The sequence below is a fragment of the Pantoea stewartii subsp. stewartii genome (assembly GCF_008801695.1).
Classification (GTDB): Bacteria; Pseudomonadota; Gammaproteobacteria; order Enterobacterales; family Enterobacteriaceae; genus Pantoea; species Pantoea stewartii.
In genome coordinates this window covers 34,577-51,404 of sequence record NZ_VZPF01000032.1, presented here as the reverse complement: position 1 = coordinate 51,404, position 16,828 = coordinate 34,577, and the positions used below count along the sequence as shown (strand labels likewise).

General features: G+C 52.0%; 12 protein-coding genes and 2 pseudogenes. 1 reads left to right on the top strand and 13 read right to left on the bottom strand.

The features are described 5' to 3' along the window. A pseudogene (locus F7Q90_RS11365) lies at positions 1 to 149 on the top strand (IS630 family transposase); the annotation flags it as partial. A 20-nt stretch (positions 150 to 169) separates the two neighbouring features. Here the strand turns inward: F7Q90_RS11365 and wecA are convergent. From wecA to F7Q90_RS11300, 13 genes and pseudogenes are all read right to left on the bottom strand, one after another. Next, a pseudogene (gene wecA, locus F7Q90_RS11360) lies at positions 170 to 850 on the bottom strand (UDP-N-acetylglucosamine--undecaprenyl-phosphate N-acetylglucosaminephosphotransferase); the annotation flags it as partial. A gap of 500 nt (positions 851 to 1,350) precedes the next feature. Continuing rightward, positions 1,351 to 2,364 carry a UDP-glucose 4-epimerase GalE gene (gene galE / locus F7Q90_RS11355; protein ID WP_006119856.1) on the bottom strand — a complete coding sequence of 338 codons (1,014 nt, stop codon included), beginning with the start codon at positions 2,362 to 2,364 and terminating at the stop codon, positions 1,351 to 1,353. A 49-nt stretch (positions 2,365 to 2,413) separates the two neighbouring features. Then, the gene (gene galF / locus F7Q90_RS11350) at positions 2,414 to 3,310 is read right to left on the bottom strand and encodes a UTP--glucose-1-phosphate uridylyltransferase GalF (protein ID WP_006119858.1); all 897 of its coding nucleotides are present in this window, start codon (positions 3,308 to 3,310) and stop codon (positions 2,414 to 2,416) included. Between the two features lie 268 nt (positions 3,311 to 3,578). Continuing rightward, a complete protein-coding gene (locus F7Q90_RS11345) occupies positions 3,579 to 4,919 on the bottom strand; it encodes a lipopolysaccharide biosynthesis protein (RefSeq protein ID WP_006119861.1) in 1,341 nt (446 codons plus the stop codon). Continuing rightward, positions 4,916 to 6,139: a glycosyltransferase gene (locus tag F7Q90_RS11340; protein ID WP_006119862.1), complete on the bottom strand. Its 1,224-nt coding sequence runs from the start codon at positions 6,137 to 6,139 to the stop codon at positions 4,916 to 4,918. Before F7Q90_RS11340 ends, F7Q90_RS11345 begins: the two co-directional genes overlap by 4 nt. Positions 6,140 to 6,143: 4 nt before the next feature. Next, positions 6,144 to 7,406: a colanic acid biosynthesis pyruvyl transferase WcaK gene (gene wcaK / locus F7Q90_RS11335; RefSeq protein WP_006119863.1), complete on the bottom strand. Its 1,263-nt coding sequence runs from the start codon at positions 7,404 to 7,406 to the stop codon at positions 6,144 to 6,146. A 150-nt stretch (positions 7,407 to 7,556) separates the two neighbouring features. Further along, positions 7,557 to 9,767, bottom strand: coding sequence for a phage tailspike protein (locus F7Q90_RS11330; protein WP_006119865.1), 2,211 nt, complete (start codon positions 9,765 to 9,767; stop codon positions 7,557 to 7,559). 88 nt (positions 9,768 to 9,855) lie between these two features. After that, positions 9,856 to 10,890: a glycosyltransferase gene (locus F7Q90_RS11325; protein WP_006119866.1), complete on the bottom strand. Its 1,035-nt coding sequence runs from the start codon at positions 10,888 to 10,890 to the stop codon at positions 9,856 to 9,858. Between the two features lie 46 nt (positions 10,891 to 10,936). Next, on the bottom strand, positions 10,937 to 11,689 hold the full coding sequence (locus tag F7Q90_RS11320) for a glycosyltransferase family 2 protein (RefSeq protein ID WP_006119867.1): 753 nt from the start codon (positions 11,687 to 11,689) through the stop codon (positions 10,937 to 10,939). 81 nt (positions 11,690 to 11,770) lie between these two features. Then, on the bottom strand, positions 11,771 to 12,688 hold the full coding sequence (locus tag F7Q90_RS11315; RefSeq protein WP_006119868.1) for a glycosyltransferase family 2 protein: 918 nt from the start codon (positions 12,686 to 12,688) through the stop codon (positions 11,771 to 11,773). Between the two features lie 128 nt (positions 12,689 to 12,816). Continuing rightward, the gene (locus tag F7Q90_RS11310; protein WP_006119869.1) at positions 12,817 to 13,953 is read right to left on the bottom strand and encodes an EpsG family protein; all 1,137 of its coding nucleotides are present in this window, start codon (positions 13,951 to 13,953) and stop codon (positions 12,817 to 12,819) included. Positions 13,954 to 14,199: 246 nt separating this feature from the next. Then, on the bottom strand, positions 14,200 to 16,377 hold the full coding sequence (gene wzc / locus F7Q90_RS11305) for a tyrosine-protein kinase Wzc (RefSeq protein ID WP_151160894.1): 2,178 nt from the start codon (positions 16,375 to 16,377) through the stop codon (positions 14,200 to 14,202). A gap of 12 nt (positions 16,378 to 16,389) precedes the next feature. After that, positions 16,390 to 16,824, bottom strand: a complete 435-nt coding sequence (locus tag F7Q90_RS11300) for an arsenate reductase/protein-tyrosine-phosphatase family protein (RefSeq protein WP_006119871.1) — start codon at positions 16,822 to 16,824, stop codon at positions 16,390 to 16,392. Positions 16,825 to 16,828 lie beyond the last annotated feature (4 nt).

The window sequence follows — 16,828 nt, the reverse complement described above, 5'->3', positions numbered from 1 at the left end:
ATGTCGAACGGTTGTGGCAGGCGCTTCATGAGACAATAACCCGAAATCACCAGTGCAGTTCAATGTGGCAACTGTTGAAAAAGGTCCATCACTTTATGAATACCGTCAGCCCATTCCCCGGGGGAAAACATGGGCTGGCTAAAGTGTAGCGGTATTAGGATCAGTTATTTAGCATTAATAACCAGATCACAGTGAAACCGATCAGTGTGCTTCCTGCATCACCCATGAAAACTTTAAATTTTTTGCCCCAGTGAATGCCAAGATTTAGCAGTATATAGGGAAGACAAGCAGCCATCAGACAAGTACACCATAATGCTAGATGCGAATTATTCCCTAGTGCAAAAACGATTCCCAATGCACCGAAGGTAACGCAAGATAGTGCGCCTAAAAGGCCATCAATACCGTCAACCATGTTAAAGGCATTTATAGCCCCTATAACCGCAAACAATGTTACTACATAGCCAAACATACCTAGCACGATCTCATATCCAAACAGAACATTACCGAGCGTATATAGGTAATGTCCGTGCCACATCATTATGCCCCCCATCAAGGCTTGAATGATTATGCGAGGCATCACCGGAAGGTCAAAACGATCGTCTAACACACCGATAACTAGAAGTACACTGGCGCAAAACATATATATTGAGAAGTCAGGCAACCAATGGGGCTGAATGAGGTAAAGTATCCACAGTGATAAGTAGACCGAAACGCCGCCTACTAATGGAATGTGTCCTTTATGTTGCTTTCTATCATTCGGCTTATCAACCAATCCGATCTTGCGGGCTATCTTGCGCGCAACGAAGAGCAACACAAATGCACTTAGAAAAACGCAAACGATCTCTTGCATGTATGCACCACTGCTGAGTTGTCATATTTTAACCACGCTACCGCCCCTGGCTATCGCAACCAGTTGCGTAAGTGGGTTATAGCCATAGCTAAGCATAGTTTGCATTGCAAAATGGCGTTATCCTACCAAGTTTTTATTTTTCCAGAACCCAGCCCAATCGATAAAACCATGCGGTTTTCGTACTATCCCGGCTTCGAGACAAGGTTTATAAAGCCCCTTTTTTGACAATTTTATAATTATTACTTTTTCAGCGTTACAAACATGCACATTTAATCAACAATTTCAAGTATCTATATCCTGAAAAAATAGCACACATCAACCCCAACACACTGATTTTACGAGTAAAATTAAAGAGGGCAATTCTTTTCTAATGATTTATCACTAGTCTCCGTTAATTTACAAAAACCAAGCTCAGGATTACATCGTAAAAAAACCCACTTGTTCAAATGCTTTCTATGTCATTGAACATCGCGGGTATGAATAAATAGTAATAGGCAATATTAACGAAACCCTTCCGGATTCTTCGACTGCCAGTTCCACGTATCGCGCATCATCGCGTCAATTCCCCGCGTCACACGCCAGTCCAGTTCACGGTTCGCCAGCGACGCATCCGCCCAGAACGCCGGCAGATCGCCATCGCGACGCGGTTTGATTTCATAGGGAATCGGTTTGCCCGAGGCTTTTTCGAAGGCTTTGATCATCTCCAGTACGGAGAAGCCTTTGCCACCACCCAGGTTGTAGGCTTTATAACCTTCAATTTTGTCCAGATGATCCAGCGCTTTAAGGTGGCCTTCCGCCAGGTCAACGACATGAATGTAGTCACGCAGGCAGGTGCCGTCTGGCGTATCATAGTCACCGCCAAACACACCGAGTTTATCCAGACGACCGATAGCGACCTGGGCGATGTAGGGCAGCAGGTTGTTTGGAATGCCTGATGGATCTTCACCGATCTCACCCGATTCATGCGCGCCAACCGGATTGAAGTAGCGAAGCGCAATGGTTTTGAACTTCGGCTCGGCTTTGGCAAAATCACGGATAATGAATTCGACCATCAGCTTGGAGGTGCCATACGGGCTGGTCGTCCCCCCAATCGGGGTAGTTTCAACGTAAGGTACCGGCGCGTTAGCGCCGTAAACGGTGGCAGAGGAACTGAAAATGAAGTTCCAGACGCCGGCGTTACGCATTTCTTCCAGCAGAACAACGGTACCGGCAACGTTATTTTCGTAATATTCCAGCGGCATACGCGTGGATTCACCCACCGCTTTAAGTGCGGCGAAGTGAATCACGGCAGAAATACAGTGAGAGGCAAACAGGTCGCGCAGGCAGGCGCGGTCAAGGACATCACCTTCAATAAAGGTGGCTTTCTTGCCGGCGAGTTTCTCAACACGGTTAATCGCCTCACGCGAGGCATTGCACAGATTATCCAGGACGACGACGTCGTCACCGCGCTCCAGCAGCGCCAGTACGGTATGAGAGCCGATGTAACCCGCGCCGCCTGTAACCAAAATTGCCATCTCAACTTCTCCCTTTCTGCCGCGTTAACCGCAGCGAATTATACAGTGATTACTTCGCCAGAATATGCTTGATCGCTTCGCGGAAATCACGGCCCTGCGCATTGTTTCGTAAACCGTACGAGACAAACGCCTGCATGTAACCCAACTTGCGTCCACAGTCAAAGCTGTGCCCGGTCATCAGGGACACATCGACCGTTTTTTTCTTGCTCAGGCTGGCAATCGCATCCGTTAACTGAATACGTCCCCATGCGCCCGGTTCGGTGCGTTCCAGTTCTGGCCAGATATCGGCAGAGAGGACGTAGCGCCCTACCGCCGCCAGGTCTGAGTTTAACTCAGCCGGATGCTCTGGTTTCTCAACGAAGTTACTGATGGTGCTGACGTCGCCCGGGTTTTCCAGCGGTTGTTCCGTCGTGATCACCGAGTATTCTGACAGGTCATAATCGGTCAGATGCTTCGCCAGAACCTGGCTATGACCGGTCTCTTCAAAACGCGCCACCATGGCCGCCAGATTATAACGTAAATGGTCAGCGGTAGAATCGTCCAGCAGGACATCAGGCAGAACGACAACAAACGGGTTATCGCCGATCATCGGACGGGCACAGAGGATGGAGTGTCCCAGGCCCAGTGGCTGCGCCTGGCGTACGTTCATGATGGTCACGCCTGGCGGACAAATTGACTGTACTTCACTCAACAGTTGGCGCTTCACGCGCGCTTCAAGCAACGCTTCAAGTTCGTACGTTGTATCGAAGTGGTTTTCCACCGCATTTTTGGACGCATGGGTGACCAGCACAATCTCTTTAATACCTGCAGCTACGCACTCGTCAACGATGTACTGAATCATTGGCTTGTCCACAACAGGCAGCATCTCTTTCGGAATGGCTTTGGTCGCCGGAAGCATATGCATGCCGAGACCCGCAACCGGGATTACTGCTTTAAGCTTGGTCATATTTATTCCATCTAATGAAGTGAAGACATGCGTCAATTATGCCGGATGGACCGGAAAAGGAAGTATAATCTTTATCTGAAAAGCCCACACTAACTCGCTGTGAAATCTTACAAATTCGGGATTTTCCCTGGGTTTTCGCCGTTTGGAAATAAAGCGCAATCTCACAGACAAGCGAGTGTCTGGCGGTCCGAATGCAACATCCTTTGCCCTTTTTAAGACCAGCCATAAAACGACACGGGCGACCCGAAGTCGCCCGTGATAATGACACTTACAGCCACGGTTCAAACCATTCCGGCATCACGAAAAGGTTGAAGTGATTGACCAGCAGCATCAGTCCCGCAAACAGTACGGAGACCGACACCCACTGTCGGGCATAGGGTATAAAACGAATGCCAATGACCGGTTTAATAAAGAACGGATGCGCCAGGGTGGAAATTAACACCTGCGAAATCGACAGCGTCAGCGCGACATAGAGGACGTTCGGCCAGATAAAGGTCGTGGCCAGTACCGCCACCACCACCAGACTCGCGACGATGTTCCAGTAGAACTCCACGTTGGTGCGACCGTTAGCCTGGGAAATAGCACCAGTCAGACCGCCCATCGGGCGCAGCATGCCAAACAGCAGCATCAACGGAATGAGATGGTAAACCTGCTCATGTGAGGCACCATACAGCACGCGAACAATGACGGGTGACAAAATACCAATAGCCAGATACATCGCGCTGCTGAACAACATAATCACCAGCGTGCCCTTGAGGAACAGTTTCTTCAACTGCTCTGGATCGTGCTGCTTTTCGGCAAAGCGCGGCAGCGCCAGGCGGTTAATCACGGGCGACACCAGCTTGAGCGGTTGCAGCACCAGCTCTTTCGCCAGTGAGTAAACACCGAGCATGTCAGCGCCCATCACTTTCCCCACCACCAGCGCATCGGCCTGGGTGCGTAACTGGTTAATCGTCTGCGAACCGAGCTGGTAAATTCCGTAGCGTACCGCGTTAAAAAAGGTCTGTTTGTCGAACTCCAGCGTAGGCCGCCAGGACTTCTCTCCAAGCGCAATCATGCACAAAATACGGGTGAACGCATTGATAAACAGGCCCAGAATCGCTGCTGCGACGGTGAGCGACGTAAACTCCAGCATGGCGACAACACACAGAAAGGCGAACAGCTTCGTGCCCATCTCAATTTTCGCCAGCGAAACCATGCGTTTGGTTTTGATATAGTGCGCCTGATACTGAGACAGATGACCGAGCACCAGGAAGTTGAGACTGGTCAGCATAATCAGTCCGGTTAACGCCGGAAGGTGATAGAACCAGGCAACCGGGAAAGCAATGCCCAGCATAACCAGGCCGGTACAGAAACTAATGCCGACGTTAACCCAATAGATCGTGCTCTGCTCGCGGCGCGTGATGTCCTGGCGGTGTACCAGATAGCTGCTCATTCCCATGTCCTGCAGGACGCCCGCCACCGCCAGAATGGCGTTGATAATGGCCAGCAGCCCCAGTTCATGGGTTTCGAGTTTACGGGCGAGAAAACTCAGTTGCGCGACCTGCAGTACGGCTGAAAAACAGGTACTGCCAAACAACCAAATCGCCTGTGACTTTATTCCACTCAAACCATTCGCTCCAGAATCTGTGCCAGCTCGCGGTAGGCGATATGCTGATTAAACTCGGTTTCCACTTTCTGTCTGGCGGCCGCAACAACGGGGGCAACGTCTACCTCGCCCTGGGACAGTTTCAGTAAGGTGTCGGCCAGCGCGTCAGCGTCATCTTCTTTGACCAGCCAGCCGGAAACGTTGTTTTCGATAAGTTCAGGAATACCGCTGTGGAAGGTGGAGACCACCGGCAGCCCAACCGCCATCGCCTCCATCAGCGCGACAGGAATACCTTCCATGTCGCCATCGGCGGCGGTTTTCGACGGCAGCAGGAAGATATCGGCATCACTCAGCGCCTTACGAATCTCCTCCTGCGGTTTAAAACCTGGCATGGTGACGCAATCCTGCATCGCTTCGTTCGCAATGAAGTCACGCATCATCTTGTCCTGATCGCCGTTACCAATAATCGTGTACTGGAACTGACCGCCGCGCTGCTTAAGCATGGCGCTGGCTTTGACCGCGACATCCAAGCCTTTCTTCTCAGTCAGGCGGGCGACAGACACGATACGCAGCGGCGTGTGAAAACCGTCGCGCGGCTGGAAGTTGAATTTCTCTGGCTCGATGCCCATACGGGTCACGTGAATCTTTTCGGGCGGGCAGCCCATTTCGATCAACTTGTTTTGCCACAGATGGCTGATCGGTAGCATCAGCTCGCTCTGCTGAAACAGGTTGCGGTAATCCTGCTTGTGCTCGTCAAGAATGTGACGACGCGAAATATCCGCGCCGTGGAAAACGGTGGCCTGTTTGCCCTTCAGAATACCCAGTTCGCGGAGTTTATTTGCCAGCGCACCGGCATAGCCGAAGTGCACCAGGAACACATCCGCTTCATAGGTCTGACGCGCATTGGCGACAATGGCGGGAAGCAGCAGTTTGCTTGACTGTGCGCCATAGCGGCGCACGTTAAGCGAACGTAATAAGGATGCCCGGGTGATTTTAGGCAAAACCAGTTTCAGGCGTTGTCCCAGCTTGTCCGTCAGCGACACTTTTTCTTCTGGCAGCAGGTAGTGCGTTTTTGCTGCCAGGCCGTACTCATCAAACGCGCCATGCCGGTTGACCAGATCCCCCGGAAATACCGAGATAATCTCAACGTCATAGCCCGCATCAATAAAATGAGTGACCTGGTTCAGAACAAATGTTTCAGAGGCAACCGGGAAACGCATCGTGAAAAAAGTCAGTTTCATCACATCATCCTATTACGTTTAGAATCTCTTCAGTGATTCGGTTACCCACTTCCCTTTCGTGCGCCACGGCAGCAGCAACGTTTTGCTTGATCGCGTCGTAGTCGGCCAGGACGCTCTGCACCTTATCGATCAGGGAACCGTCCATCAGGCTCTGCACATCGGTCGCCATCTGCGGCAGGCCTAACTGATTCATGACGCCCATGGATTTGTGCTCATAGTTAATCGCTACGGCAGGCGTGCCGAAGTTCATCGAGATAATGGCAGAGTGCAGACGGGTACCAATGGTGAGATGACACTCGCTGAGCAGCACACCCAGTTCCAGGTCATTAAACTCGTCCATCACGACGTGATAATGCTCAGACTGTTGTACGTGGTCACGCAGGGTCAGCGCGACCATGCGGTCATCTTTGGCGTAGCTGTCGATACCGGTGCAGGTAGACAGGGCGACGACCTGATAACCGCTCGCGATCATCGCGTTAATCACCCGGCCAAATGCGGCTTCATAGTCTTGCTGCGTGACGCCCAAACGCTTATCAAAGGGGGCCAGTTCGCGTACCGTGATGGCAATGGTTTTACGCGAGCGGATCACGCTCTGCCAGTGTTGCAGGCTGTGGCTGGGATTTTCCACTTCACGGGCACGAACCAGAAACGCGGTATCCACACCGGCCACCACTTTCGAGCTGGTAACGCCATCCCGCTTCATCAGATCCAGACTGACCGATTCACGCAGAATAAGCTTGTACACCCGATCAAACACAAAATTTGCCAGTTGGTTGGTGCGCGCATTCTGGAACGGACCGACCGAGTGACCAATCAGGTAAATAGGTTTTTTAGCTAACAGAGCACAAAGCGCATGGTAAAACTGCGTTACGCCATAGAGATCTACAAAAAATGAGCCGCCTACCTGGATGATGGCATCATAATCCTTCAGACTTTCCGTAAAGGCTTTAAGGTGCGGCGGCACGGAAAATGACTTGTAAGGACCGCCTTTACCCAGGTGTGCCATCATGATGTTGGGCATCAGTCGGTTCGCTACCTTACGTTTGACTGAGCCAATCAGGCCCTTCCCCGAGGAGTTGTTATGCAGGAACAGCTTGTCCTGCTGAATATGTTGCTGAAGCAGATAACCGGAGCTGGTTGGATAACGGCTAATCACATCAATATCGACATCGTTGCGCGCGGCCTGAATTGAATCAATCAGTCCACGCAGAATCGCGCCATCCCCACGATTCCCACAGGGATGGTTACCCACCAATAAAATTTTCATAAAAACTCCGAATTAAATTTTTTCTAATTCTGACAACCGCCCAGTTCCGAAACGGGCAAAATGAACACTGATAAAAAACAGCAATAACATGCACGCCAACAGCCCAGATCCTGTTGGCCCTGGCTGCCGCTAAGGGCAGCCCTCTCTCAATTACGCTTTAATGGCAAAATAGGGCAAGGCAACGGTTTTACCGTTAATGACCACCGACACGAAACCTTCTGGTTTACGGGTATCCACGTTGTCAGCCGACAGCGCGCGGGAAGCCAGCAGGAGATCGCCTTGCTCATTTGCGCCGACGCCCGCTTTGCCGTTGTGCAGACTAAAGCGCTGCGGTGCAGCATGGCTGCCACTGTCGGGCGTGGCTTTAGCCATTTTGGCATCGACCCGCGCGCAGCGGCCGGTCACAAAACGGTCCTTCGCGGTGCTTTTAATCATGATGGCAGCAGAAGGCGTCCAGCCTGCCAGCCTGATAAAGACCTGTGTATCGGTGTCGGTTTTCGCCACGTAACGCACGTCCAGCACCGGGCTGCTGCCTTCCGCTGACCAGCTGGCTTCAGCATGATCTTTCTTACGCTGTACATGAATCACCGCGCGACCACCGGTGTTTCTGCCGTCGATCAGATTCATCAGCGGTTCGCTGTCCGTGCCGTTGTTAAACTGCGACTGGCCGAAGACCTCGATTTCCCACGAGTCACCGACAGTAGGAGAATAAAGGTTAGCCAGTTCGTACCACACGGGCTGACTGGTGTTGTTTTCCAGCAACCAGCGCGAAGTGAGATAGTTGTATTTCAGGCTGCCATCAATCGCGACGCCGTAGGATTCAACGCGGGTCGATCCCATCTCCCAGGCGCTTAACCAGCGATCGCCCTGCTCTGAGTTATCAATCCAGCTCCCCGACTGCAGGTTGGTCTGGCGCGTATTCAGGCGCGAGTGCCAGGCGATAAGCGGGTTTTTGCAATCTTCCAGACTGAGCGCATCAATAATCCACTGACCATTGGAGATATCGCCGGGATTGTCGCAGTGTTCAATCCAGCCGTTATGAATCAGCGACTGACTGCAGCGCGGCAGATTCAGAACCTTGCCACCTTTACAGTGCTGCGCATTGAAGTTGGAAAGCTCAATCGCCGTGCTGTGATCCCAGTTGCCCTTCTTCTGTCCTGACCAGCCGGCCTGAATGACATCACCAGTACAGGCCGAGGCGTACCACTGGTCAATTTTACAGTCCAGCGTATCCAGCAGGCTCAGCGCGGTGCCACCAACGTTGTTGAAACGCAGACAGGCCCCCCGGAAGAATTGCCCTCCCGGACAGGTATTGCGCAACAGGCCCTGCCTGTTCGGCTTCGTATCGGTATTGCCATTGAAAATAAGGTTGGAGATTTCCACCCAGCGGGCGCTGACCTCAAACACAAACGGGGATTGACCATCAGAAACGATGGTGGTCGCCGGGAAGTAGCCGAAGTTGACCATGGCCCCGGAGATACGGAAAAAGCGACGCTGTTCTTCGCCAAAGTCACAGCCTGTCACGAAGAAGGTGCCTGCCGGGAACTGGACACAGATAGGCTGATCGCTCTGTTGCGACCACTGATACATGGCTTTAATGGCGGGCGCGCTGTCGGTTTTGCCGTCGGCGATCGCGCCGAAGTCAAACAGCGACAGCCGGTTATAGTCATCCACCACGCGGCGCCAGTGAAAGCCGTCGCCGCTGAAAATCACGCCCTGATCGTCCTGAGCGGGTTGAAAACTGCCAACAAACTCGCCCCCGCCTACTTCCAGGCCGGGATGCCAGCTCTTCAGCTTAATCTTTGCCCCTTCAAACAGCGGCCGCGTTTTACGCAGATCATCGACAGAAGGAATTTCCCCGATGAGCTGATAACCGGCAGGCTGCGCCAGACGCTGACTAAAAGCGGCCTGACCCGGCTGACTGACATCCGGAATGTTGAATACGGTCTGTCCGTTGCTGTCCTCCAGCGCCATGGCGTGCGACGGATTAGCGATAAGCGCCGCGTTGTCTTTGACGAACTGATCAAAATTGCCTTTGTTCAGCGTAATCGGCTGGGTGATTTGCGCCAGATTGCCGTTGGCATCGCGCAAAAAGACCGGAATCTGGTTACCGGGCTGGCGGGCATCGCTGCCTGCTCTGCCAATCCACAGCTTCCCCTGAAAATTTTGCCAAAACTGCGGTGGCATGGCGTACACATTTTCAGGGGTAAGAATGGGAACATCCCCTTTCGGGATCGCCGTTGCATCAACCGATTTCAGCGCCAGACCTGTATTTTTGGCGGCGTAACTGGAAAACGTGCTCACGGAAAGCGCACCGACAAGGGCGGAGGCTGCGGTTTGCAAGACTTCTCTTCTTTTCATGCAGTAAATCCCGTCGTCATGAAGGCTGTAAACTCAGCCATAAAAGGTGTCCCATGAGGCACAGCAAAAATGAGCATCTCCAGCCCGTTTACACCAGCGCCAGCCAGCTTTGTTTAATCTGTTTGCCGTCAAATTTCAGCGCAGTGTGTTGGGTTTTTTCGCTCATGGCGTAGAACAAGGCATCATCGCTCGCCAGTTGCTCCATCCGCGCCAGAAATTCGCTTTTCTTGTTCATTGGCACCAGGAAGCCGTCTTCACCGTGATTGATGATCTCCTGAGGACCCGTCGGGCAGTCATACGCCACCACCGGCAACGACCACGATTTGGCTTCCAGCAAAACTAGCGGTAAACCTTCATAACGCGAGGTCATCAGCGCCATATCGCTGTCGCGATAGTAGTCGTTGATGTTGCTGACTTTGCCGACGAACTTCACGCTGGAGGTGATGCCCAGCACGGCAGCCTGATCGTGCAGCTGCTGGCGCAGCTCGCCGTCACCGGCAATGACCAGGGTCCAGTCTGGATGGGCTTTGGCAAAGTCGCGCCAGATATCCAGTAGCAGGTCAAAACCCTTTTGATTGTCCAGACGGCCGACTGCCAGCGCCTGGCGATGACGCGAGGTGCGTTGCCAGGCTTTGTATACGACCGGGTTGGGGATAGTCTGGCTGGGAATGTGCCAGCGCTGAAAGACCTGATGATCTTTATCCGTCAACACAATCACGCGGTCGTAGTAGCGCAGAAGCAGGAATTTGAGGAATTTAATGGGCTTACTAAAGGAGTTGATGGCCACGTGCTCACAGGCATAGGCTTTGAAACGTTTCTTTTTAAACGTCATCAGATTCCAGAACGCAAACATCACGCTCAGGCGGCCCATGCTGATCATAAACACGGTATCAAAGCCTTCCTGCTGGATACGTGCCACCGCACTTTTAATCGGGTTACTTTCCCCTTCAAAGCTGACGATGCGCTTAACCTTTTCAAACGGGTAAAACGGCTGACCGTGCCCTTCCAGCGAGTAAATGGTGACGTCGTGCTCATCACCGAGGCATTCCGACATAAAGTTACAGATATTCTCGGTGCCGGCATACGAGTAAGCGTCTTTGATCACCAGGACGATTTTTTTCATGAAACGTTATCCACCTCAAAGTTTACAGACAATCCTGCCGATCGGCTTAACGGTGTTTCAGGCTAAAAAGCACACCGTTCACCATATACCAGGCGTAATAGTAATAGATTTTTAACGGATTGTTTTTATAGATAATTCTTAATAGTTCGAGGTGCCATTTCGCGGCTTTATTTTTATTACGCGACAGAGAATCGCCCAGCTCATAATAATTCACCAGAATTGTCTGAATTATCCTGGCCTGTTTATAACGGCTAAACAGTTCGTAGAGGAAAAGGAAGTCTTCATGACCTTTGCGCTGGAAAAAAATACCGCCTGGTGGACGGCGAAAGCACACGGAAGAGAAGCAGACACGGTACTGTTTTTTTACGAAGTTGTCCTGCTGTAAATACGGCTTCGAGTAGCGGATATCGTGGTCAGCTTTGCGGGTTTTATAATGATATTCGGTAATAACCAGATTATCCCCATCGGCTATCGCCTGCATCTGCTGACGCAGTTTATCACTGTGCCATTCATCATCGCTGTCCAGAAAAGCAATGATCTCTTCTTTGGCCGCGCGCAAGCCGACATTGCGGGTTTCGGCTGCGCCCATGTTCACGGCATTGTCCAGAATCGTAATACGCGGATCCTGGCACTGTTCTGTTACCCAGGCGAGGGAGTCATCGGTGGATTTATCGTTGATCAGATAGAGGTGCCAGTCCTGATAGGTTTGATTTAACACGGACTGCACGGCGCGTAATACCGTCTGGCGGGCATTATACATAGGCATCACGATACCAACGGTACCAGAGTGATTAGTCATTTTCATACCTGAATAAATAAAAAGACGGAGCGACCGGGAGAGACTTCCGGCAGCACAGAAACGTCACAACATTTAAGAGAATCAGGAAAGTGCCTTTTCACCGCCAAAACGCGCTTTCAGCTTGTCTTTCAAGCGGTTGAGGAAGTAGGTGCGATTGTCTTTATTAGTGAGCAAGAAATAGCGGGCAAAACTCACGCTCGCCATCAGGGCGTTGCCGTCCATTTTGTAGCGCAGCGGCAGCTTAAAGGCTTTATAGGTGTGAATATCACGCGCGGTAAGGTGCGGCTTCATGGTATCCAGCCAGAACAGGGAGTATTTGACCGATTCCCCTTTGTGCTTTGAACCGAACGAGGTCACCAGATGATAATTAGCCAGCGGCGCGTCAATCATCTCGAACCGGTAACCCATCCGATCGGCACGGATACAGAAGTCATAATCCTGATGGCGAATAAAGCGCGCATCGAACTGAATTTTGGCGGCATCTTCACGCTTCAGCACAATCGTGCTGGTTTGAATGAAGCCATAACAACCGAACAGATATTCCGCCACCGTTTCATTTTCAGCAGGCGGCTGCGTTGGCATGACTTTCAGGAACGCGCCGTCCTGATAGATATTCACCTGACTGAAGATAATGGTCTTGTCTTTGCCCTGCGCCTCAAGTTCGGCAATTTTTTTTGTGACCTGCAGTAGCTTATCGGCGTGCCATTCATCGTCGGCATCCAGGAAGCTGACATAGTCGCCCGTGGCCAGTTCAATGCCTTTGTTACGCGCACCTGCGCCATTCAGCTTGACCTCTGACAACACCAGGTTGATGTCCAGGTCCTGGTAACGCTCGCTGCGAACCACCTCGGCGAGCGCGGCGGCATCCGCCGATTTGTCATCAACGATGATGACCTCGAAATGACGATACGTCTGTGCTTTAACGCAATCCAGCGTCGTGACAATCGATTCTGACGCGTTATAAGCCGGAATTACGATGGAGAAACGAATGTCCTTCATTGCCAGCACCTCATTAAAATAGTTCAAAAATAAACAATTCAATCGACAAAGGTCGAAGAAAAACCTGTGTTATGACTGGCAACCGCCCCTGCGTGACACCTTTCACGGGAGGACGATCGCCGGGTTGATTAGCGAGTCAACCAAAACTCCTGCGCCACTTCGTAGCCGACAACCGCCTGTTTGGTGGAGATGGTGTTGTAGTAGAGGTAATAGAGCAGGAAGAAAACCAGCATGCCGAACAGTGCGGGCTTCCAGACGCGCCTGGCCTGAAAGATGAGCGAGGTCAGGATAATCGGCTCGACCTGTTGCAAATAGTTGGACAGACGTGAACCCGACGGGAAATTGTACAGGAAGATCCTGATCGCCCCGCCGATAGCAAAACTTAAAATCAGCAGATAGTTAAGACGGTACTGGGCGTAATTTTCGCGCTTCAGCTCTTCCGTCAGCATGAAATAGAAAAAGATAAACACCAGCATGATGTTTTTCAGGTTCGAGACTGACAGGATACTGCCATCCATTGCGTAGGACGGGTCATTGTTATAGCCCGATGCCCTTTCACCCAGCGACCCCAGATGACCGGCAATCAGCGCGATAAAGCTGGAACCGCCGACAACGGAGAGCGGCAGACTGAAGAGAATGATAACCACCGGCCACCAGCGCCAGTCACGAATAAACAGGAACGGCACCAGCGTCACCACCATAACGGCGGTGTTGTGGCTCATAAATGACAGAATAAAAAAGGTAAATGCCCACCAGTAACGCTTGAGGTAAATGGACCACAGCACACCCAGGAACAGCGCGGAGCTCAGGCCAAAGCGAATCTGGTTTATGTCTTTGTTAATAAAGATGTGCGCGGAATACAGCGCCAGCGCCAGCACCGGATAGGGTGACATCTTCTTAAAGAAGTAGGTATTTATGGAAACTGCAATGGCACAAAACACAAACAGAAAGACGCTGGCATTGTGCGAAAACAGGCTGGTCAGCCAGGCCATGGCGAAAATCAGCGGTTCGTAACGGAAAAAAGCGACGGTATTAAAAAAGCCGTTAATCTGGATGCGTCGTACGAAGTCCTCGAAGAAACTCCGGTACTGAAAGTCATCCATGCCGGTGCCCAGACCGCGAATACCGCCGAAAACAATCAAAATCATGGCAGCAATACAGAGCAGCCAGGTTAAAGCATAATTTGTGCGTTCGTCTTTTTTAACCAAGATTTCGAACAGCGAAAGCAGCAGCAAAAACCCTGATATTGACCAATATGGAGCCATGGTGTGATTCCTTAAATCCACAAGTTCACATGCCAACAGTGGCCAGCGCTGATGCCCTTCCAGGGGGCTGTCTCAGCGGGTCTGCGTGAAAGGCCAGGGCATGTTGATGATGAATTCTGATGATTGACGTGAGATCGTCGCTTATTGTGCGTTCTATCCAGAATCATCTGTGCAAATCGTTGCGTGTCGTCATCGCAAGCCAGCGATCAAAAGGGGCGGTGAAACCCGCCCCTTCTCACTTAGCGCTTAGCTTTTCGTGGGTTTACCGTATTCGTAGTCGTAGTAGTCGTAGCCGTAACCATAAGAGTTAGCGGCTTTGCGTACCACGGCGTTCAGAATCACCCCTTTAATTTCGATACCGTTCTGGGCAAAGCGTTTGAAGCTGACATCCACTTCTTTCGTGGTGTTAGTTTCGAAACGCGCCACCATCAGCGACGTACCGGCCAGTTTGCCGATAATGGACGCGTCTGTAACGGCCAGAATCGGCGGTGTATCAATCAGGACCAGATCGTAGTTTTTGCTTGCCCAGTCCAGCAGTTGACTCATACGGCGATGCATTAACAGCTCCGACGGGTTCGGCGGCACCTGACCACGTGGCAGGAAATCAAACCCGTACGCGCCCTGCTGAATCATGGCCGGGCTAAACTCCGTTTTGCCGGACAGGACGTTTGACAGCCCGGATTTATTATCGGCACCCAGCAGTTCGTGGGTATAACTCCGGCGCATGTCACCGTCGATAAACAGCACTTTCTGACCGGCTTTGGCCACCAGCGTCGCCAGGTTGACACAGATAAAGGTTTTACCAATGCCCGGGCTGGCCCCGGTAATCATCAGGATGTTGTTTTTCGCCTCCATCATGGCGAAGTGCAGGCTGGTACGCAGGCTACGAATCGCTTCAATGGACAGATCGGTCGGATTACCCAGCGCCAGCAGCGTGTCATGCGGATCGGTTTTCACCTTGTGACCACGACGTGCCAGCGCCTCGGTGTCTTTCTTACGCTGCCAGTCGGAGAGCGGTACGCTGGCATAGACGTTCATGCCCAGCTCTTCCAGCTGTTCTGGATTTTCGATGCCGTGATGCAACAGGGCTTTAAGCAGAACCACGCCCACGGAAACCATCAGGCCCAGGATAAAGCTGGCGGCGATAATCAACAGCTTCTTCGGTGCTACCGGTGCGTTAGCGGTGGCCGCCTGGTCGATGATGCGAACATCACCCACGGTACTGGCCTTGCTGATGCTCAGCTCTTGCTGACGGTTAAGCAGCTGCATGTAGATTTCCTGGCCTGACTGCACATCGCGGGTCAGACGCAGAATCTCTTGCTGGGTTTTCGGCATCTGCGCAATTTTCTTGTTTAACTCAGCCTGCTCATCTTCCAGCGTTTTGCGCTTCTCAAGCAGCGCACGATAGGTCGGGTGATCTTTGGTAAACAGCTGCGACACTTCGGCTTCACGGAAGGTCAGCTCGTTAAGCTGGCTCTGTACGCTGACGGAAGAATCCAGTGCCGATTTCGCTTCCAGTGAGAGGTCAACGGATTCATTCGCGCGGCGGAAGGCGTTCAGCTTATCTTCAGCCTGATCCAGTTTGGCACGGACTTCAGGCAGTTGCGTTTTCAGGAACTCCAGGCTTTTCTCCGCCTGCTCAGATTTACGCTGAACGTTCTGCAACAGGTAGTTGTTGACGATCTGGTTCAGCACCTTACTGATCTGATCCGGGTCTTCACCCACATACTGCAGGCCCAGCACGCCAGTATCTTTTCCTTTATCCGCGACGGTCAGGTTAGACAGGATGCTGTTAATCGCCTGCAACTCATTCAGTTTGGTGACGGTAAATGTGGTGCCGGGTTCAGCATTGATATCGCTGACCAGCATGCTGACATCATCGTGTTTTTCAAACTGCCCGACTTTTCCTTTAAACAGCTCATCCCCGTCAGCCGAAACGGTGTAGCTGTCTTTTCCGGTCACTTCCAGCTTAACGCTGCGTTTGTCGATAGTGCGTGGGATCTCCAGACGGGAAACCGCGACCTCGCCCGGTTTATTGCCCATCAGGCGCGACAGACCTTTACCGATAACCGGGAAATAGTTCTGTGAGACCACCGCGTCCAGACCGAGGTCCTGAACGGTTTTGCCCAGCACCATGCGTGATTCCAGAATCTGAATCTCAGTGTCAGAAGCAGGCGTGGTCGGCATCAGCGTTTGCAGTTCATTCAGAACGGTGCTGGTGTTCTTTTGCTCGACCTGAACCATCGCATCGGCGCTGTAAATGGGTGTTGCAAACAAGGTGTAAAGGGTTGCCACCAGCATGAAAAAAGCGGTCACAGCGACGATCACCCACCGGTGATCAATCAGCTGTCCCACAAGGTGTGCCAGATCCCATCCATTCGATTCCTCGCGTGGCGCGGTCATGACTTTATTTTTACTATTCATGGATAATCCCAACTATCGGCTTAAAACGCTGACCCATTTCTGAGTGGCGTGTTCCAGTAACCCGTAAACCTCTTCAAAGGCCTCACGGCTTTTTCTGTACGGATCCGCAATTTCCTTCTGATCGAGCCAGTGCCCAAGCAGCATCGTTTTGCCACGCGCTGCCGGGTCAATGCGGTTAACCTGTTCAATGTGGCGCTTTTCCATCACCAGAATCAGGTCATATTCCCGACACAGGTTGGCCGTTAACTGTTGGGCCTCGTGCCCTTCCAGTGACAACCCGTTATCGGCCGCGACGTCAGAGGCGGTTTTATCCGCCGCGTGCCCGACGAGGGCACCCAGACCGGCTGAGGCGACAGAGAGTTGCGGCAGCGCACGTTTGAACAGGCGCTCTCCGGTAGGAGAGCGGCAGATGTTGCCTACGCAGACGACTAACACAGACTTAATCATGGCG

Coding starts and splice junctions, on each gene's coding strand:
- galE (WP_006119856.1), bottom strand. CDS start 2,364: ATGGCAATTTTGGTTACAGGCGGCGCGGGTTACATCGGCTCTCATACC.
- galF (WP_006119858.1), bottom strand. CDS start 3,310: ATGACCAAGCTTAAAGCAGTAATCCCGGTTGCGGGTCTCGGCATGCAT.
- F7Q90_RS11340 (WP_006119862.1), bottom strand. CDS start 6,139: ATGAAACTGACTTTTTTCACGATGCGTTTCCCGGTTGCCTCTGAAACA.
- wcaK (WP_006119863.1), bottom strand. CDS start 7,406: ATGAAAATTTTATTGGTGGGTAACCATCCCTGTGGGAATCGTGGGGAT.
- F7Q90_RS11330 (WP_006119865.1), bottom strand. CDS start 9,767: ATGAAAAGAAGAGAAGTCTTGCAAACCGCAGCCTCCGCCCTTGTCGGT.
- F7Q90_RS11325 (WP_006119866.1), bottom strand. CDS start 10,890: ATGAAAAAAATCGTCCTGGTGATCAAAGACGCTTACTCGTATGCCGGC.
- F7Q90_RS11320 (WP_006119867.1), bottom strand. CDS start 11,689: ATGACTAATCACTCTGGTACCGTTGGTATCGTGATGCCTATGTATAAT.
- F7Q90_RS11315 (WP_006119868.1), bottom strand. CDS start 12,688: ATGAAGGACATTCGTTTCTCCATCGTAATTCCGGCTTATAACGCGTCA.
- F7Q90_RS11310 (WP_006119869.1), bottom strand. CDS start 13,953: ATGGCTCCATATTGGTCAATATCAGGGTTTTTGCTGCTGCTTTCGCTG.
- wzc (WP_151160894.1), bottom strand. CDS start 16,377: ATGAATAGTAAAAATAAAGTCATGACCGCGCCACGCGAGGAATCGAAT.
- F7Q90_RS11300 (WP_006119871.1), bottom strand. CDS start 16,824: ATGATTAAGTCTGTGTTAGTCGTCTGCGTAGGCAACATCTGCCGCTCT.